Source organism: Kitasatospora sp. NPDC001540 (assembly GCF_042894345.1).
Lineage (GTDB): Bacteria > Actinomycetota > Actinomycetes > Streptomycetales > Streptomycetaceae > Kitasatospora > Kitasatospora phosalacinea_C.
Genome location: NZ_JBIAVO010000038.1, coordinates 31,766 through 48,389, shown reverse-complemented (window position 1 = coordinate 48,389; position 16,624 = coordinate 31,766). Strand labels below are relative to the sequence as shown.

Below are 16,624 nucleotides of genomic sequence, written 5' to 3'. Positions count from 1 at the left end.
CCGGTCGGTACGCCCCGGCGGCGGCCAGGGCGACCGGTTCGCCGAAGCTGCGCCCCAACAGGACACCCGGGTGGATCCGGTGACGCTCCGGCGGGAGACGGAACGGGGGGAGCTCGGCGGCGAACAGGGTCGGGTGCAGGTCGGCGGGGGAGTCCCGCACCAACTCCTCCAGGGACGGGGCCCGTTCGTCGAGCCGGAGGCGGGAGGGGCGGGTCGACCGAGCCGGGCCAGCACGCCCGGCAGGTAGGCCCCCTGGCCGGGGAGCACGAAAGCGCAGCGCTCGGCCATGACAACTCATCGGCACAGAGCGGTACTTGGAAGGAGGGGGGGAACTCGCGCGGCAGCACGCACCGGCCCGGCGCGGACGGTGGGGCACTGGGTGCGGCGGACGGCCGCGGCGGATGAGTGCGGGGAGGGGGGCGGAGTCGGGTGCGGGTCGGGCGGTCGACCTCATCCGCATGCGTACGTTCACGTTACCCGTGCGGGTGACGGCGGTCATCACCCACACGGGTAAGGCGGGGCCGGTGGTCGGTCCGAGAGCCGCTCAGTCGAGCGGGAGGTCCGGTGCGGGGGTGGGAGCGGGCGCAGGTGCGGGCGGGCGGCGCAGGGTGGGGGTGCCCGCACCGATCAGGGCGACGGCGAGGACGCAGAGCAGGCCGCCGCTGACCAGGGCGGTCGCGCCCGAGGTCGCGGCGGCGACCAGGCCGCCGCGCAGGTTGCCCAGGTTCGGGCCGGCCTGCCCGACGATCTGCTCGGCCGCGCCGACCCGTCCCAACAGCCGGTCCGGGGTGTGCCGTTGGACCACGGTGCCGCGGGCGACCACGGACACGGTGTCCGCCGCCCCGGCCAGGACGAGCAGCGCCAGCCCCGTCCACGGGCCCGGCGCCAGGCCGAACAGCGCCAGCGCGAGACCCCAGGTCGCGGCGGCGGAGAGCATCACCAGCGACTGGTTCGCCCGCCGGGTGAACGCCCCCGACAGCAGGGACGCGACGGCGCCGCCCGTCGCGATCGCGGTCAGGAACAGCCCGAGCGTGCGCGGCCCCCCGTGGAAGCGCTCGGCGTTGACCAGCGGGAACAGGCTGACCGGCATCGACAGCACGGTGGCGGCCAGGTCCGTGAGCAGCGCGGCCCGCACGACGGGCGTCCGGCCCAGGAACGCCAGCCCGTCCCGCACCTCGCGCAGGCCCGAGCGGAGGGCGGTCGGAACCCCGGCGGTCGGGCCCCCGACGGTCGGGTCCCCCGTGCTCGGGCCCCCGGCGGTCGGGTCCCCCGCGGTCGGACGCATCCGGGGCAGGCGGAAGACCGCGTACAGGGCGGCCGCGAAGCTCAGCGCGTCGGCCAGGTAGCAGCCGCCCGGCCCGGCTCCCGCGACCAGCAGCCCGCCGAGCGCGGGCCCGAGCAGCATCGTCCCCTGGAAGGTGACGTGCTGGAGGGCCACGCCCGCCGCGACCTGTTCGGCCGGGAGCAGCCGCGGCAGGAACGTCCGGGCCGCCGGGCCCGCGAACGCGACGAACGCCGACTGCACCGTCACCAGCGCGACCACCCCGGCGGTCGGGAAGCGGCCGAGTGCCGCCTGCAGCGCGAGCAGCAGTGCGCACCCGGCCTGCCCGGAGGTGGCCAGCAGGTACAGCGCGCGCCGGTCCGAACGGTCGACCAGCGCGCCCGCGAACAGCCCGAGCACCAGCAGCGGGACCGCCTGCGCCAGGCCCACCGCCCCGGTCCACACCGTGCTGCGGGTGTCCTCCCAGACCTGGAACACCACGGCCACCAGCGCCATCTGACCACCGAGCCCGGAGACCGCCCCGCCGACCCACAGCCGCCGGAACGCCGCCGACCCGCGCAGCGGTGCGAGGTCGATCAGCAGGCGGCCCGCCCTCGCCGACCGCGCCCGCGCCGCCGCTCCCGCCGTCGTCCGCCTCACCGCCACCGCGGGTCCTCGGCGAGTTTCGCGGTGATCCGGTCGTGGAAGCTCCGGCGGGCGAGGGCCCGCTCGATGTCCTCGACCACCCGGCTGAGCGGGTACGGGAGTTCGGCCTCCAGTTCGGCGAGCGCGGCCTCGGTGGCCTCCCACTCGGCCGCCAGCCGCCCCACCACCTCCCGCGCCCTCGCGGTCAGCGCCACCCGCTTGCTCCGGGCGTCCGCCCCCGGCGCGGTCTCCACCCAGCCGGCCCGCTGCATCGCCGCGACCTTCTGGCTGAGCGCCGAGTGCGTGCGCTGGACGGACTCGGCCAGCTCGGTGATCGTCATCGGCCCGCGGGCGTGCAGCCGGAGCAGCTCCATCACGAAGCTCGACCGGAGTCCCTCGACGGGGGACTCGGCGTACACCCGGGCGATGTCCGCCTCGATCGCGTCCTGGAGCAGGCGCAGCGGGCGCCACAGGCTCTGTTCGGTGGGGTCGGGAACGGGGGGTTGGGGTGCTGTCATGCGGTCGATCGTAACAGCACTTGTATAAGTTCTGTTACGTATACGGGGAGGCCGCCGCCCGACCTGCGAACGCCCAGGTCAGAGGCCGGGGGCGGGCAGAGGGGCCTCGCCGGGCAGGGGGGTGCCGGTGCGGACCAGGGTGGTGTACGGGGTGGTGGCGACGCGGGCGCCCGGGGGGAAGGGGAGGGGCCGCTCGGGGACCAGGTCCTGCCAGGGGGCGGTGGCGGCGGGGCGGTGGCGGGCGCCGATGTCGGTGGCCCGGACGGTGACGGCGCCGTCCTGGAAGGAGACCACGAGGGGGACGCTGTCGGGGGAGAGGGAGAGCGGGAACGAGGACTGCTCCTCGACGGTGAACTGGGCCGAACAGAACTGCAGGGTGACGGCCTTGAGGTGGGCCAGCAGCGGTCGGGGCCCGACCGGGTCCAGCAGGGTGCGGTGCGCGGTGCAGACGGCGGACCCCTCGGCGTTGACGCTCGGCAGGGGCGGCGGGGCGAGACGGGTCCGGTAGCGGCTGCAGCCCGTGGTCGGGCACCGCCAGCGGTGCCGGGTGAGGCGGTCGAGGGATTCGGCGGGGAGGGCGGGTCGACCGGAGGCCGGGTGCGCCACGAGCCGGACCACCCGGCCGGGGCCGGGGCGGGGCTCGAGGCGGGAGACCCACGGGGGGAGGGGGACGCCGGTGGGGAGCGGTGAGATCAGCGGCAGGTCGAGGAGCGTCGCGAGTTCGGTCAGGCGTTCCTCGGGGGCGTCGGAGGTCTCGACCAGCTCGTTGTCGATCCAGCTGCGGACGGCCGCGCGGTCCCTCCGGTCCAGGGCGTCCAGGGAGGCGGGGTCGACGACCGCGTGGACGCCGGTGGCCGGCTCCCCGCGGTGGTCGATCAGGGCCCGGAGCGTCGCGTGGACCTGTCCGACGAAGTCGGGCGGCCCGGAGTGGATCAGGGCGGAGAGGTCGAGCAGGGCGTCGGCAGCGCCCGGAACGGTGGTGAGGGCGGCCTGGATCCGGTCCAGCTGGGTCGGGTACGGGGTGGAGCGCGGGGCGCCGAGCCGGTCCAGCGCGGTGGTCGCCACGAGCGGCCACCAATGGCTGCCACCGGCCAGGGCGAGGTCCAGGACGAGGCGGTAGGCGTCGGCGGCCCGCGAGCGGTCGGTCTCCTCGAAGGACGCGCCCTCCTCGGCGGCTTCGAGGATCTGCGCCTCGTTCCGGTCGGGGCGGAGCCTGGCCGGGCGGTCGTGCGAGGCGCCGGACGCTCCGACCAGCAGGACGCGGACCCCGGCGGTGGCGACGGTGCGGAGGAAGCTGCGCAGCGGCGCAGGGGTGACGACGACCAGGAGCAGGCGGTGGCGGTGCTCGACCAGGTGCTCCAGGACGGTGCCGGACCTGCGGGAACCCAGTTGCGCGTCCAGCCTTCCCCACAGGCGGTCGGAGTCCAGGCCGCGCGCGTCCAGGACGACCGGCCGGAGGCCGGCGACCAGCCGCTGGAGGCAGCGCAGCAGCGTGGTCAGCCGCAACTGCGGGCTCTGGAGGACCTCCCGGACGGTGCCGCCCCCGTGATCGTGGGCGATCCAGGTCATCAACTCGTCGAGCAGGAAGGGCGGTACGGACGACAGCGGGTCGGGGGCGAAGAACGGCAGGACGGTCTCCGCAACGTCCGCGGGGAGGCTGCGCTCGGACGGTAGGGCGAGGGAGTTCAGCAGGTCGGCCTTGGTGACGGGCGGGACGGCGCCGGCGGCGATCGCGGTGATCCGGGCGGCCAGCGCCTCGACGAAATCCTCGCTGGAGGGGCCGCGGCGGACGAGGAGGGTGAGCTGCGGGTGCCCCGGCGGAGAGGAGGGTGGTTCGGCGCGGAGCGGGTACTGGTCGATGATCAGGAGCAGGCGGCCGGGGCGGCCGAGGGCGAGGCGGAACTCCTGGAGGGAGGCGGAGCGCACCCGGCGGCCGTGGCCGGTCTCGAAGAGGCCCTCCGGGAGGAGCAGTTCGGCCTGCTGGCCGAAGGCCGCGACGGAGTGGCCGGTCAGGTGGACCACCACCAGGTCGTCGGGGCCGAGCCGGACATCCCCCGCCCAGTCGCGCAGCACCTGTAGGGTCGGCTGCTGCCCGTTCAACTCGGCTACCTGGTAGCCGAGTTGCCTGAAGGCCTGGGCGAGCAGGGTGGCCTGCGCGACCAGGGCCACTGCGCCCGGCTCGCTCCCGCCGGGGACGGCGGCGCCGACGACCGGCAGGAAGAAACGGCGTCCGGCGGTGGTGGATCCGGCCCGCACCGGGACGGTGGTGCGGGCCCAGGGACGGGCGTCGGCGGGGAGGGCGAGCGGGCCGTCCGGGTCCGGGACGGCCGCGGTGAAGCGGGAGTTGACCCCCGGGCGGTGGGTGGCCAGGTGGGCGGAGACGGTCGCGACGACCTGTTCGGCCTCGTCGCGGCGCAGGGTGGCGAGCAGGCGCTCCCGGACACCGGGCGCGAACTCGTAGGCGCGGTCCAGGGGTTCGGTGGCCGACCGGCCGGGGACGACGTACAGGATGCCGCTGAAGACGATCTCGGCGAGGTCGGCGGGCGGGCTCTCCGGCAGCATCGCGGACTGCACCAGCCGCATCACGCCGAAGTTGAGCGGCACGGTGGCCAGTAGCGCGGCGAGCCGGAAGACCCGGGGCTGCGCCTGGGCCAGGAAGGAGTCGAGGTCGCCGGTCGGCAGCGCGAGTCGGCGCACCTCGCTCGGCCCGGGGCGACGGCCGGGACGACGATCGGGGCCGAGCAGGACGGCGGGCGCGTCGTAGGCGTGCGGCCCGGCCACGGCCCGGGCCCAGGGGGCGAGCCACTCGGGGGTGAGGCCCAGCACGGGCACGGCCAGGGTGCCGGGCGGCTGCGGGGGCGGGGCCAGGGCGTACGGGGTGAAGCGGGGGTGCGGATCGGCCGGGGCGGCGGTGCGGAAACGGCCCGGCTCGGGGGCCAACGCGGTCTGCGACCACAGGTGTTCGGGCAGGGTGTGCAGGACGGCCGTCGGACCGGCCAGGGCCCGGCGGCGCAGCGCGGCGCGCAGCCGCGGCCCCGCCCAGTCGGGGTGGACGCCGTCGGTGAGGACGAAGGTGGCGGTGCGTCCGGGGCGGGCGGTGCCGGGGCCGGTGTCCTCGTCCGGGAGGTCGGGCCCGGTGAGGTGGTGCAGTCGGACGTCCCGGAAGAGGCCGGATCCGGCCAGCAGCGCGAACAGTTCGCGGGCCAGCGGCTCCCAGAGCGCCGCGCTGTCGCCGCGCGCGTCCACGACCAGCCGCAGGCCGAGCCAGCGGTCCAGGGCGGGCGCCAGGACGGGCCACCAGCGCGGATCGCGGGAGAGCAGCTCGGCGGTCGCCTCCTCGTCCAGCACGGTGCGGTCGACGGACGGCACCCGGCGCTTCAACGGCCGCAGCGCACGGGTGAGTTCGCGGCGGCGGGGCAGCACGCGGGCGGTGCCGACCCGGATCGGCGCGGCGGGCAGGGGCGGGGGTGGTGGTGGAGTGTGCGGCGGCGGGGCGTCCTGGCCGGTCGGGTGGTCGGGGTCCGGGCCGGAGGCCGGGGCGGGGTGCGGCCCGGGGTTCGGGTCGGGCAGGTGGAGCGGACGGTCCCGGGCGGGCGGCGGGGTGCGCTCCGGGATCGGGCGGGGCCGGGCGGGGGTGCGCGGCGGGCGGGCGGAAGCCTCGGCTCCCCCGGTGGCGCGGGGGAAGGACGGCCCGTCGGGACCGGGACCGGTAGGACCGTCCAACAGGGCGTGCAGCCAGAGCAGTTCGGCGAGTTCGCGGCCGGTCGGGGCGGGGTCCTCGGTGAGGTCGGCGAGCAGCGCGGCCAGGCGGCGGACGGCGTCCCGCTCCGGATCGGGGCCGGGAGCGGTGGTCACGGCCGACCGGTCGCGGAGTCGTTGAGGTGCTGCATGACCAGGTCGACCAGGCGCTCCCGGTCGGGCCCGGCGGAACCGCCGGACGGGCTCAACAGGTAGACCGCGTTCAGGAGTTGGTCGGTGGAGAGCTCGCCCGTCGCGGCCCGGGCCAGGAACGCCCCGACGGCGGCCTCGGCGGCCGCGCCCGCCCCCGGCAGGTGGGCCTCGACGATCGCGCGCAGCCGCTCGCCGTCCTGGTGCGCGGACGGCAGGTGCAGCCGGATGCAGCGGCGCAGGAACGCGGGCGGGAACTCCCGCTCGCCGTTGCTGGTGAGGATCACGAACGGGAAGGCCCGGCACTGCACCACCCCGCGGGTCACCGACACGGCCGGCCCGCCGTCGTGCGGGCGCACCGCGACGGTCGGCTGCTGGTCGGCGGCGCGGGTCAGCTCCGGGATCTCGAAGCCGCCCTCCTCGAAGACGTCGAGCAGGTCGTTGGGCAGGTCCAGGTCGCCCTTGTCGATCTCGTCGATCAGCAGCACCCGGGGCAGCGCGTACGGGGCGAGCGCGGTGCCGAGCGGGCCCAGGCTGACGTAGCGGCCGAGGTCGGCGAAGGGGGCGGCGGGGGGCGTTCCGGTCGACCAGGCGGTTCCGGTGGGGTCGACGGCGGGGGCGGGCTGGTGGCGGGCCAGACCGGCGTCCTCCAGGCGGCCGAGCGAGTCGTAGCGGTACAGGCCGTCGCGCAGCGTGGTGCGACTGTTGACGGACCAGCGCAGCACCGGGCCCAGGCGCAGCTCGCGGGCCACCGCGTCGGCCAGGGTGGACTTGCCGACGCCCGGATCGCCGCTGACCAGCAGCGGGCGGCGCAGGTACAGCGCGGTGTTGACGGCGTCGACGGTGCGCTCGTCGGCCCGGTACGCGGCCCGCCGGGGCAGCCGCCGACGGCCGCCGCCGACCGCGTCGCGGTCCACCCGGGCCAGGGTGCCGTCCGCACCGCCGTCGAACTCCCGCCAGGGCGGCGGGGGCGGCAGGTCGGCGATCCGGTCGTGGGGCTCGTCCACGCCCTGGTAGATGGGCCAGAGGGTCATCGGGGGAGTCCTTCCTGGGGGCGGGGAGAGGGAACGGAAGGCGGCCCCGCCGCGTCGGCGGGCCGGGCGGTGGCGGTGGTCGGGTCCGCGACCGTGGCCGGGGCGAGGCGGGTGCGCGGCAGTTGGCGGGCCGGGTCGTCCCAGAGCAGGACCACGCGGTGGCCGAGCGGGGCGTCCCGGCCGTCCGGGGCGGGGGCGTGCTCCGGGGCCGCGCCCGGGGCCGTGTCCGTGTCCGTGCCTGGATCCTGGGCCGGGCCCTGGGCCGGGGCGGGCGCGGGTTCGTCCAGTTCGGCCTCGTTGCGCAGGTCGTACACCCGGTCGGGGAGGGCGTCCCGGTGGGTGCCGGTGAGCGCCTTGCGGGCCGCGCGCAGGAAGCGGTCGTCCGGGCAGTCGCCCCGGCCGGGGGCGGCGCAGCCGGTGGCACAGACCTCCCGGTCGAGCGGTCGCGGGTCGCGGTCGCGTTCCCACAGCATCACCGGCACGCCGGAGGCCACCGCCACCCGGAACGCCCGGGACAGCACCTCGCCGCGCGGGGCCCCGGCCAGGGCCAGCGCGGTCAGCTCCGGGTCGGTGTTGAACGCGGCGTCCAGCGCCCTCGGGTGCTGGCGGCCGCGCCCGCACACGCACACCAGCGCCCGGTCCAGCGCCTGGACGTCCAGCCGCTCCCAGCGCCTGCGCCAGGCGTGGTGCAGCCGGGGCTCCTGGTGGCGCTCCAGCGGGCGGACCACCAGTTGGTGCTTGCGTCCCAGCGTCCACCAGTCCAGTCCCGGCCACAGCCGCCAGTCCGCGTAGTCCTCGTCCAACGCCTCGTGCGGCAGCACCAGTTCGACCAGTACGGCCCGATCGCTCCCGTCCAGCGCCTCCACCACCTCGATCTGCGACGGGAGCAACTCGGCCAACAGGGACAGGGCCTGGGGAAGCGTCAGCTCACCGGACTCGGCCCCGGCCGGGACGATCTCCGCGGCGCTGCGGAACTGCCACACCATCACGTGGTACCGGCCGCGGTCGCGCAGCGAGTGCCGGACCCGGCCGATCACCGAGGGACGCGACGCGCCGCCCGCCGCACTCGCTCCCGCGGCTGTTCCCGTGGCCGATCCGTTGAGCGTCGCCGCGTGCGGGTCGTCGGCGATCCGCTCCCGGGCCGCCTCGCCCCGGCCGGTCTCGCCGGCCCGGATCAGCAGCCGGTCGCGCAGCCCCCGGGCCACCGGCAGGTGGGGCGGCAGGGAGCGCACCAGGTCGGCGCAGTAGGCGAGTTCGGGCGTCAGCCGGTCGCCGCCGAGGGTGATCCGGGCGGCCAGCTCCAGGTACGCGTCGCGACGGTCCAGCAGCGGCAGGTCCGGCTCCGGGGTGCCCGGCGGGGCGGCGCGCAGGAACGCGGCCCGCAGCTCGGCGGAGGGACCGGCGGGCAGCTCGGCGAGCAGCGCCAGGAACGCCCGGTCCGCGGACCGTTCCGCGCCCGCGCCCGCCCGCTGCTCCTCGGCCAGCGCGTCGGCGAGCGAACGCCACCGGTCGTCGGCGGCGTGGAAGCGGTCGTGCGCGCCCAGCACCCGCCGGTACGCCGCCGGGTCCAGCAGCCGCAGCGCCGACACCGGCACCCCGTAGCCGCCCATCGCGCTGTCCTCCTGCCGGGTGGCCTTCACCACCGCGGCCACCCCGCCCGACCGGTGGCTGAGCACCGGCCCGCCCGACAGGCCCCGGTTGACCTCGCCCGCCACCAGCTCCAGCAGCGCCCGCCCGAACGGGCCGGTCCACCCACCGGTGTCCAACAGGGCGGTGCGGGGCCCCAGTTCGAGCGTGAACCCGGCGGCCGTCAGCTTCGTCCCGGACGACGGCGACTCCGGGTCCAGCCACACGCACGGGTGCCCGACCGGCGGGTCCTCCACCTCCAGCAGCGCCAGGTCCGGGTACGGGTACAGCGCGCACGGGGAACGGTCGACCAGGGACTCGTCCGGCGCGGCGGCCAGCACCGTCGCGCCGTACGCCACCTCCCCGTGCTCGACCCGCACCCGCGCCCCCGCCGTGCCGCCCGCCACGTGCGCGCAGGACAGCACGTAGCCGGGCGCGACGAAGAACCCGCTGCCGTCCGTCCGGCCGCTCACCCGGACCCGGCAGCGCTCCAGCAGCGCCTGCAGGGCGGTCAGTGGGTCGGTGGAGTGCCGCATCGCGTGCGCAGGGGCCCGCCGTGCTCAGGCCCCGGCGGGGGCGGGGTCGGCGGGGGCGGGGTCGGTTGCGGTAGGTGTCTCAACGGACGGTTCCTCGGAGGGTTCCTCAGCGGACGGCTGCTCGGCAGGAGGCTGTGCGGCGGACGGGCCGTCGGCGGTCCACTTCAGGGCGACCTTGAAGGTGGCCTTCCCGCCGACCCCGGTCAGCGCGGCCACCACCCCGCCGCGCCCGGCGGCCAGTTCCAGCCCGAACTCGACCGACACCTCGTCGGGCCGGGCCGCCGCGACCGCGCTGCGCACGTTGGCGGCGACGGCGTGCAGCGACTCCTGCAACCCCTCCAGTCGGGTGGCGAGTTGACCGCCCAGCCCGCTGTCGCGCGGCCCCGACGGGCCCTCCACCAGTGCCCAGACCGTCTGCCCGTCCGGCATCGCCAACTCGACCAGCTGCTGCATCTCCCCGCCCCTCCCCAGGCCGCCGCTCCCCACGGCGACCCCCATGCTAGAACGCCCGTGCGGCGGCCCGGGCCGCTCGGCCGGAATTCGTCCCGCCCGAGGGGACGACGCGGATCACATCGGCAGGTGGCAATCAGCACAAGGTAGTTGACCTGGCATCAGATTCCTTCGGCGAAGAGGCCGGAGGGTGAGCGGCGGTACGCCCCCGGGGGTCGGCCGTGGGCGCGCTTGAACGCGGTGGCGAAGGCGAACTCGGAGGTGTAGCCGAGGTGGGCGGCGACGGTGCGCAGCGGGGCGTCGGTCTCCCGGAGCAGGCGGGCCGCGCTGGTCATCCGCCACCAGGTCAGGTAGCGCAGCGGCGGCAGGCCGACCGTCGCGGCGAAGCGCCGGGCGAACGCCGCCCGCGACAGGCCCGCCCGGGCGGCCAGCCCCGCGACCGTCCAGGGTTCGCCCGGGGCGGTGTGCAGCGCGTGCAGGGCGGCGGCGAGTGCGGGGTCGCCCAGGGCGGCGGCCCAATCGGCCGTTCCTGCCGGGGAGTTCGGGGCATCCCCGGAGTTCCGGACGGCGGGGTCGGTGAAGCAGCGGCGCAGCAGGTACACCAGCAGGGTGTCCAGCAGGGCCGGGACGATCGCGTCGGTGCCCAGCCGCGGGCCGTTCGCCTCGGCGGCCAACAGGCCGACCGCGGCGTGGAGTTCGGGGTGGTCGGCCGGAGCCGACGGCAGGTGCAGGAGCTCCGGCAGGGTGTGCAGCAGCGGGTGCGTCCGGGACGGGTCGGTCCGGTAGGCCCCGCAGAGCAGCACGGTCGCCGGGCCGTCCAGGCCGAGCCGGTCCACGCGGTCGGCGGCGACCAGGGCGGTGTCGGCCGGGCTGGTGCCGGTCGGGCCGGTGCCGGTCGGGAAGCTGTCGGGGGTGCACGCGGGCGCGACGTCGGAGGCGGTCGGCGAGTCCGCGAGGACGTGCCCGCTGCCCCGCGGCAGGAACAGGACGTCCCCCCGCTCCAGCCGCAGCGGCGCCGCGTCCGGACGCAGCAGCCAGCACCGTCCCTCCAGCACCAGCTGGAAGGCCAACGCGCCCGGCACCGCGGCGAACTCCTGCGCCCACGGTGCGTGCCACCGCACCCGGGCCGACCGGGGCCGCCCCGTCCGCGCCACCGTGACCACATCGCTCAGCACGTCCACGGGGCGAGCCTACGGGCGAGACGCTCGCGTAGGAAAAGGGCACCCTGACACATGGATCGTCTCGCCACGGCGGCCGTAGGTTCTCGGTACGAGGACGAGCGCGGCACGGGGCGCACGAACGCGGCACGGACCGGCGCCGGAACGAGGGGAACCACCATGACGACCACGACCACGACGCACCGCACCGCGGACGGGACGGCGACGATGCGGGCCGTACGCCTGCACGCCTTCGGCGACCCGTCCGTGCTCCGCCTCGAGACGGACGCGCCGCGGCCCCGCCCGGTGGCCGGGCAGGTGCTGCTGCGGGTCGCGGCCACCTCCTTCAACCCGACCGAGGCCGCGCTGCGCGCCGGGCTGCTGCAGTCCTTCCTGCCGGTGGACCTGCCGTACGCGCCGGGCTGGGACGTCTCCGGCACGGTGGTCGAACTGGGGCCGGGAACAACGGAGTTTGCCGTCGGCGACCGGGTGGTCGGCCGGGTGGACGCGGGGGGCGGAGCCGCCGAGTACGCGGTGGCCCCGGCCGGGGCGCTGGTGGCCGCGCCGGAGTCGGTGCCGCTCGCGCACGCGGCCGCGCTGCCGGTGGCGGGGCTGACGGCCTGGCAGGCGCTGTTCGAGCACGGGCGGCTGGCGACGGGGCAGCGGGTGCTGGTGAACGGCGCCGGGGGCGGCATCGGCGGCTTCGCGACGCAACTGGCCAAGCACGCCGGAGCCGAGGTGATCGCCACCGCGAGCCCGCGCAGCGCCGACGCGGTGCGGCGGCAGGGTGCGGACCTGCTGATCGACTACACGGCCGGACCGGTCGCCGCCGCCCTGGACGGCGAGCCCGTCGACCTGCTGCTCAACCTCGTCCCGCTCGGCCCGGCCGACACCGCCGCCCTGGTCGCCACCGTCCGCCCGGGCGGACGGGCCGTCTCGGTCACCACCCCCGTCGAAGCCCCCGCGGGCTCCGGGGTGACGGCGACGCACCTGGTGGCCCGCAACGACCCGCAGCAACTGGCCGCCCTGGTGGAACTGGTCGACCGGGGCGCACTCGTCCTCGACATCAGCGCCACCCGTCCGCTCGCCGACCTCGCCGAGGTGCACCGCCTGGGCGAGTCCGGCGGGATCCGGGGGAAGGTGCTGCTCACCCCCTGAGGCGGCTCCCCGGGGGCGGGGGTGCAGCGGGCGGCCGGTGCGGCGGCCCCGTCCAGGCCGGGGGTGACGAGGCGCCGGAGGTCGGAGACGCCGCGGTAGCGGACGGCGGTCGTGCCGGTCCGCCGGGCGGCCTCGGTGTTGGTGCGGCTGTCGTCGACGAAGGCGCAGCGGTGGGCGGGGACGCCCGCGAGTCCGGCGGCGATCCGGTAGATCCCGGGGTCGGGCTCGGCGAGGTGGGGGCGGGAGCTGTTGACCACGTGGTCGGCCAGGTCGGCCAGGTCGGCGATGCCGAGGTGGGCGAGGTCCTCGTCGAGCCGGACGGCGGCGTTGGTGACCGGCACCAGCGGGACGGCACACGCGCCGGAGCAGCTCGACCACCTGCCGGTCCACCCGGGACGGGGCGTGGCGGAAGCGGCGGCGAGTTCGGTCGCCCGCGCGGCGGGGACCAGGGCGGCCGGCGCCTCGGCGACGGAGGCGGCCCACTCCTCCCGGCCGATCCGGCCCAGCAGCAGCGGCAGGTCCCGCCCCGGGGCGTAGGCGATCTTCGCGGTGGTGCCGCGAGCGAGGCCGACGGCCCGCTCCGGGCGCTCCACCTCGTCCGGGTCGTAGAAGCGGACGACGCGGTCCAGGACGCACAGGAGGCGTCGAACGGGGCGGCGGAGCGGGTGTCGTGCACGGTCCGTGACCGAGCCAGGGCGTCACCGTCCCGCGCAGGGAGCACTTCCGCGCCGCCCCCGCGCCCGCCCCCGCGCCGTCAAGAGCCGGCCGCAGGGGGTCCGCGCACGATCCGCCGTCAGTAGTCTGGCGCCGCAAGGGGCCGCACCCCCCACCGACCAGGAAAGCAGGAACCGCACCCATGGTGAATCTCGCCGACGTGGCCCGGCACGCGGGCGTCTCGCCCAGCACCGTCAGCTACGTGCTCAGCGGCAAGCGCTCGATCTCGGAGGCCACCCGCCGCCGCGTCCAGCAGGCCGTCGAGGAGCTCGGCTACCACCCGAACGCGGGCGCCCGGGCGCTCGCGGGACGGCGCTCCCACATCATCGCGCTCGTCGTGCCGCTGCGCACCGACGTGTACGTGCCGATCATGATGGAGATCGCCGTCTCGGTCACCATGGCGGCCCGCCAGTACGGCTACGACGTGCTGCTGATCACCAACGACGAGGGCCCCGACGGGGTCCGCCGGGTCGCCGCCAGCGGACTCGCGGACGGGGTCATCCTGATGGACGTCCAACTCGACGACGAGCGCATCCCCATCCTGCGCGAGCAGGGCATCCAGGCCTCGCTGATCGGCCTGCCCGCCGACAGCACCGGCCTGTCCTGCGTCGACCACGACTTCGCCGCGGCCGGCGCCCAGTGCGCCGACCACCTCGCCGACCTCGGCCACCGGGACGTCGCCTTCATCGGCTACGCCCCCGCCGTCTACCAGCGGCACGCCGGGTACGCCGAACGCACCCTGACCGGATTCCGGGAGCGCGCCCTCACCCGGGGCCTGAGATTCCTCCACCGCCCCTGCGAGGGCACCTACGAATCCACGGCGGGCACCCTGGCCCGGATCCTCGCCGACCGGCCCGACACCACCGGTTTCGTGGTGCAGAACGAGAACGCCATCGGCCCGCTGCTGCAACTGCTGCCCACCAGCGGACGCACCGTCCCCGAGGACGCCTCGGTGGTCGCACTCTGCCCCGAACAGCTCGCCGAGCAGTACGCCCCCGGGCTGACCGCCGTCACCGGGCCCGCCCAGGAACTCGGCCGGGTCGCCGTCGACCAGGTGATGCGTCGGATCGCCGCCGCCGAACGCGGCACCGATCCCGAGGACGAACTCGTCCTGCTGGCCCCCGTCCTCACCCCCCGGCAGAGCAGCGGCCCGCTGCTCACCCCCGTCCCGCCCACCCGAAGGAGGTAGCCCCGTCCGCGACGGTCGGCCACCCGGCGGCCGCGTCCGCCTCGGCCCGCACTGCGTCGGCGCAGCGCACCAACTGCGAGCGCCGGAAAGCCGATCGGACGAGCCGGCGCTGTCGCCGGTGGTTCCGGTGCGGGCAGGTCACCAGCCCGGTCACCGCCACCAGGTCGCCGCGCCCGTGCGGCGAGGACAGGAGAGGACGGGCACGGCGGGATCGACCACGTCCACCCATCGTGCGCCCGCTCCGACCGGCCCCGAACCGCCCTGCCGCGCACCCCGGTTCGCCGACCGCGGACGCGCAAGCGCGGCGGCACGGGCATGCGGGGGGGGGCCCCGAGGCGTCCGGTTGACGGTCCGTACGGGGGCGGACGATTGCCGTGCGGCGGAACGGACAGGCGTTCGTGGGCGGCCTACCCTTGGACAGCACGGAAGGACGTGACGACGTGGCCCACCGGAAGAACGGCAGCGCGGGGGAGGCCATCACCGCGCGCCTGCGCGCCCAGACCGCCGAACTCGCGGCCCTCGAGCCCGACGTCCGCGCCGACCGGCCCGACGCCGTCCACCGGATGCGCGTCGCCACCCGCCGCCTGCGCAGCGCCCTGCGCACCCACCGCCGCCACCTGCGCGGCGACCACAGTTCGACCGAGGACGAACTGCGCTGGCTCGGCCGCGCCCTCGGCCGCGCCCGCGACGCCGAGGTCCTCGGTGCCCGCCTGCTCGCCCAGGCCCGCGAACTGCCCCCCGGCAGCGGTCGCGACCGCGTCCTCGGCGAACTCACCGCCTGGCACGCCCGCGAGACCCGCGACGCCCGCACCCGCGTCCTCGCCGCCCTGGACACCGAACGCTTCCGCCGCCTGCTCGCCACCCTCACCGCGCTCGCCGCCGACCCGCCGCTCAACTCCCGTGCCGCCAAGCCCTACGGGCCCGAACTCACCCGCACCCTGCGCCGCGAGCACCGCCGCACCGCCGAACGCCTCGCCGCCGCCCGCCACACCCCCGAGGGCCCGGCCCTCGAACGCGCCCTGCACGACGCCCGCAAGGCCGCCAAACGCGCCCGCTACGCGGGGGAGACCGCGGGCCGTCCCGCCCGCGCCTTCACCCGCCGGATGAAGGCCCTCCAGGACGTCCTCGGCCGCCACCAGGACGCCGTCGTCGCCCGCGACGCCCTCCGCACCCTCTCCGACGGCAGCTTCGGCTACGGCGCGCTCTACGGCCGCCAGACCGCCGAGCTCGCCTTCGCCCGCGAGCTGCTGCCGCAGGCCTGGGAGGAGGCCGCCCGGCGGCCGCGGAAGCTGCGCTGAGACTCTTCGGCAGACGGGGCGGGAACGATCAGGGGCCCGGGGAACGGCGGGCTCGGGGCTGCTCACGGTGCAGTGCCGGTGCGTGCCATTGGCTTCGGGTTCTGTTACCGCGGCCCGAAGCAGCACGGACATCCCGATGGGCTCCGGCCACCAGCAGCTCGGACCCGCCGTTCCCCGGGCCCCTGACGGGGCCCTTGTGACGGGGCCCTTGTGACGTGGCCCTTGTGACGTGGCCCTCGTGACGTGGCCCTTGTGACGCGGCCCTCGTGCGGGGGCCGGGCTCAGGTCGGGTCCAGCCCCGCGGCCCGTGCGGCGGCGCGCAGCAGGTCGTCGACCATCGTCGGGGTGAGGCGCCCCGTGTAGGTGTTGCGGGGGCTGACGTGGAAGCAGCCGAAGAGGTGCAGTTCGGGGTCGGCCGGGTCGACGGGGCGGAGCGCCACGTGGGCGCCGTGGCCGAAGGCCGGTTTCGGGCGGGGCACCTGCCAGCCCGCGGCGGCCAGGACGGGGAGCAGGGCCTGCCAGGCGAAGCCGCCGAGGGCGACCACGGCGCGGACGGTGGGACGGAGCTGTTCGAACTCCCGGACGATCCACGGGCGGCAGGTGTCGCGTTCGGCGTTGGTCGGTTTGTTCTCCGGCGGGGCGCACCGCACCGGGTCGGTGATCCGCACGCCGTGCAGCCGCAGGCCGTCGCCGCGCCAGGTGGACTCGGGGCGGTTGGCCAGGCCGAGCCGGTGCAGCGAGGCGTACAGCAGGTCGCCGGAGGGGTCTCCGGTGAAGATCCGGCCGGTGCGGTTGCCGCCGTGCGCGGCGGGGGCGAGGCCGACCAGCAGCAGCCGGGCGTCGTACGGCCCGAAGCCGGGGATCGGACGGGCCCAGTACTCCTGGTCCTGGAAGGCCCGGCGCTTGACCAGCGCGGTCTCCTCGCGCCAGGCCACCAGCCGCGGGCAGGCCCGGCAGTCGACCACCAGCTCGTCCAGCTCGGCGAGGTCGCGGACCTGCGGGGCCAGCACGGCCGGGGACGGTGCGGGGGTCGGTTCCATGGTCGGAATCCTACGATCGGCGACCGGTCCGGGGCGGCACGGCGCGGTCGGCCGCGCTCCGGCGTCGGACGGTGCGGGACGGTGCGGAGTAGCGTGGAGGTACGGGTCCG

At 76.7% G+C, this 16,624-nt stretch carries 11 protein-coding genes and 1 pseudogene; 3 read left to right on the top strand and 9 right to left on the bottom strand.

The window, feature by feature from the left end:
- Nucleotides 1-544: 544 nt before the first annotated feature.
- The 7 genes from ACFY00_RS31830 to ACFY00_RS31800 form a co-directional block, all read right to left on the bottom strand.
- Entirely contained in the window at nt 545-1,921 is a 1,377-nt protein-coding gene (locus ACFY00_RS31830) for an MFS transporter (protein WP_388035961.1), read from the bottom strand.
- Entirely contained in the window at nt 1,918-2,424 is a 507-nt protein-coding gene (locus tag ACFY00_RS31825; RefSeq protein WP_388035958.1) for a MarR family winged helix-turn-helix transcriptional regulator, read from the bottom strand. The genes ACFY00_RS31830 and ACFY00_RS31825 overlap by 4 nt, the downstream gene beginning before the upstream one ends.
- Before the next feature lie 78 nt (nt 2,425-2,502).
- A complete protein-coding gene (locus ACFY00_RS31820) occupies nt 2,503-6,279 on the bottom strand; it encodes an SAV_2336 N-terminal domain-related protein (RefSeq protein WP_388035955.1) in 3,777 nt (1,258 codons plus the stop codon).
- Nucleotides 6,276-7,346 (bottom strand): AAA family ATPase, encoded by a 1,071-nt coding sequence (locus tag ACFY00_RS31815; protein WP_388035953.1) that lies wholly within the window; start codon nt 7,344-7,346, stop codon nt 6,276-6,278. The genes ACFY00_RS31820 and ACFY00_RS31815 overlap by 4 nt, the downstream gene beginning before the upstream one ends.
- The gene (locus tag ACFY00_RS31810; protein ID WP_388035950.1) at nt 7,343-9,508 is read right to left on the bottom strand and encodes a trypsin-like peptidase domain-containing protein; all 2,166 of its coding nucleotides are present in this window, start codon (nt 9,506-9,508) and stop codon (nt 7,343-7,345) included. Before ACFY00_RS31810 ends, ACFY00_RS31815 begins: the two co-directional genes overlap by 4 nt.
- Nucleotides 9,509-9,532: 24 nt before the next feature.
- The gene (locus ACFY00_RS31805; RefSeq protein ID WP_388035948.1) at nt 9,533-9,961 is read right to left on the bottom strand and encodes a CU044_2847 family protein; all 429 of its coding nucleotides are present in this window, start codon (nt 9,959-9,961) and stop codon (nt 9,533-9,535) included.
- 158 nt (nt 9,962-10,119) lie between these two features.
- Entirely contained in the window at nt 10,120-11,139 is a 1,020-nt protein-coding gene (locus ACFY00_RS31800) for an AraC family transcriptional regulator (protein WP_388035946.1), read from the bottom strand.
- 156 nt (nt 11,140-11,295) lie between these two features.
- Between ACFY00_RS31800 and ACFY00_RS31795 the strand changes: the two genes are divergently transcribed.
- A complete protein-coding gene (locus ACFY00_RS31795; protein ID WP_388035943.1) occupies nt 11,296-12,273 on the top strand; it encodes an NADP-dependent oxidoreductase in 978 nt (325 codons plus the stop codon).
- A gap of 113 nt (nt 12,274-12,386) precedes the next feature.
- Here ACFY00_RS31795 and ACFY00_RS31790 read toward each other — a convergent pair.
- Nucleotides 12,387-12,614 (bottom strand): annotated as a pseudogene (locus ACFY00_RS31790) (HAD-IA family hydrolase); the annotation flags it as partial.
- A 515-nt stretch (nt 12,615-13,129) separates the two neighbouring features.
- Between ACFY00_RS31790 and ACFY00_RS31785 the strand changes: the two are divergent.
- Both ACFY00_RS31785 and ACFY00_RS31780 read left to right on the top strand, forming a co-directional pair.
- The gene (locus ACFY00_RS31785) at nt 13,130-14,176 is read left to right on the top strand and encodes a LacI family DNA-binding transcriptional regulator (RefSeq protein WP_388035940.1); all 1,047 of its coding nucleotides are present in this window, start codon (nt 13,130-13,132) and stop codon (nt 14,174-14,176) included.
- Between the two features lie 440 nt (nt 14,177-14,616).
- Complete coding sequence (locus ACFY00_RS31780; protein WP_388035937.1) at nt 14,617-15,474, top strand: CHAD domain-containing protein; 858 nt, start codon at nt 14,617-14,619, stop codon at nt 15,472-15,474.
- 281 nt (nt 15,475-15,755) lie between these two features.
- On the opposite strand, the gene ACFY00_RS31775 is transcribed toward ACFY00_RS31780, so the two are convergent.
- Complete coding sequence (locus ACFY00_RS31775) at nt 15,756-16,514, bottom strand: uracil-DNA glycosylase (protein WP_388035934.1); 759 nt, start codon at nt 16,512-16,514, stop codon at nt 15,756-15,758.
- Nucleotides 16,515-16,624: the final 110 nt, after the last annotated feature.

Bases quoted from the DNA above. Each gene is read 5' to 3' on its own strand.
- ACFY00_RS31825 (WP_388035958.1), bottom strand. From the start codon at position 2,424: ATGACAGCACCCCAACCCCCCGTTCCCGACCCCACCGAACAGAGCCTG.
- ACFY00_RS31815 (WP_388035953.1), bottom strand. From the start codon at position 7,346: ATGACCCTCTGGCCCATCTACCAGGGCGTGGACGAGCCCCACGACCGG.
- ACFY00_RS31810 (WP_388035950.1), bottom strand. From the start codon at position 9,508: ATGCGGCACTCCACCGACCCACTGACCGCCCTGCAGGCGCTGCTGGAG.
- ACFY00_RS31805 (WP_388035948.1), bottom strand. From the start codon at position 9,961: ATGCAGCAGCTGGTCGAGTTGGCGATGCCGGACGGGCAGACGGTCTGG.
- ACFY00_RS31795 (WP_388035943.1), top strand. From the start codon at position 11,296: ATGACGACCACGACCACGACGCACCGCACCGCGGACGGGACGGCGACG.
- ACFY00_RS31785 (WP_388035940.1), top strand. From the start codon at position 13,130: ATGGTGAATCTCGCCGACGTGGCCCGGCACGCGGGCGTCTCGCCCAGC.
- ACFY00_RS31775 (WP_388035934.1), bottom strand. From the start codon at position 16,514: ATGGAACCGACCCCCGCACCGTCCCCGGCCGTGCTGGCCCCGCAGGTC.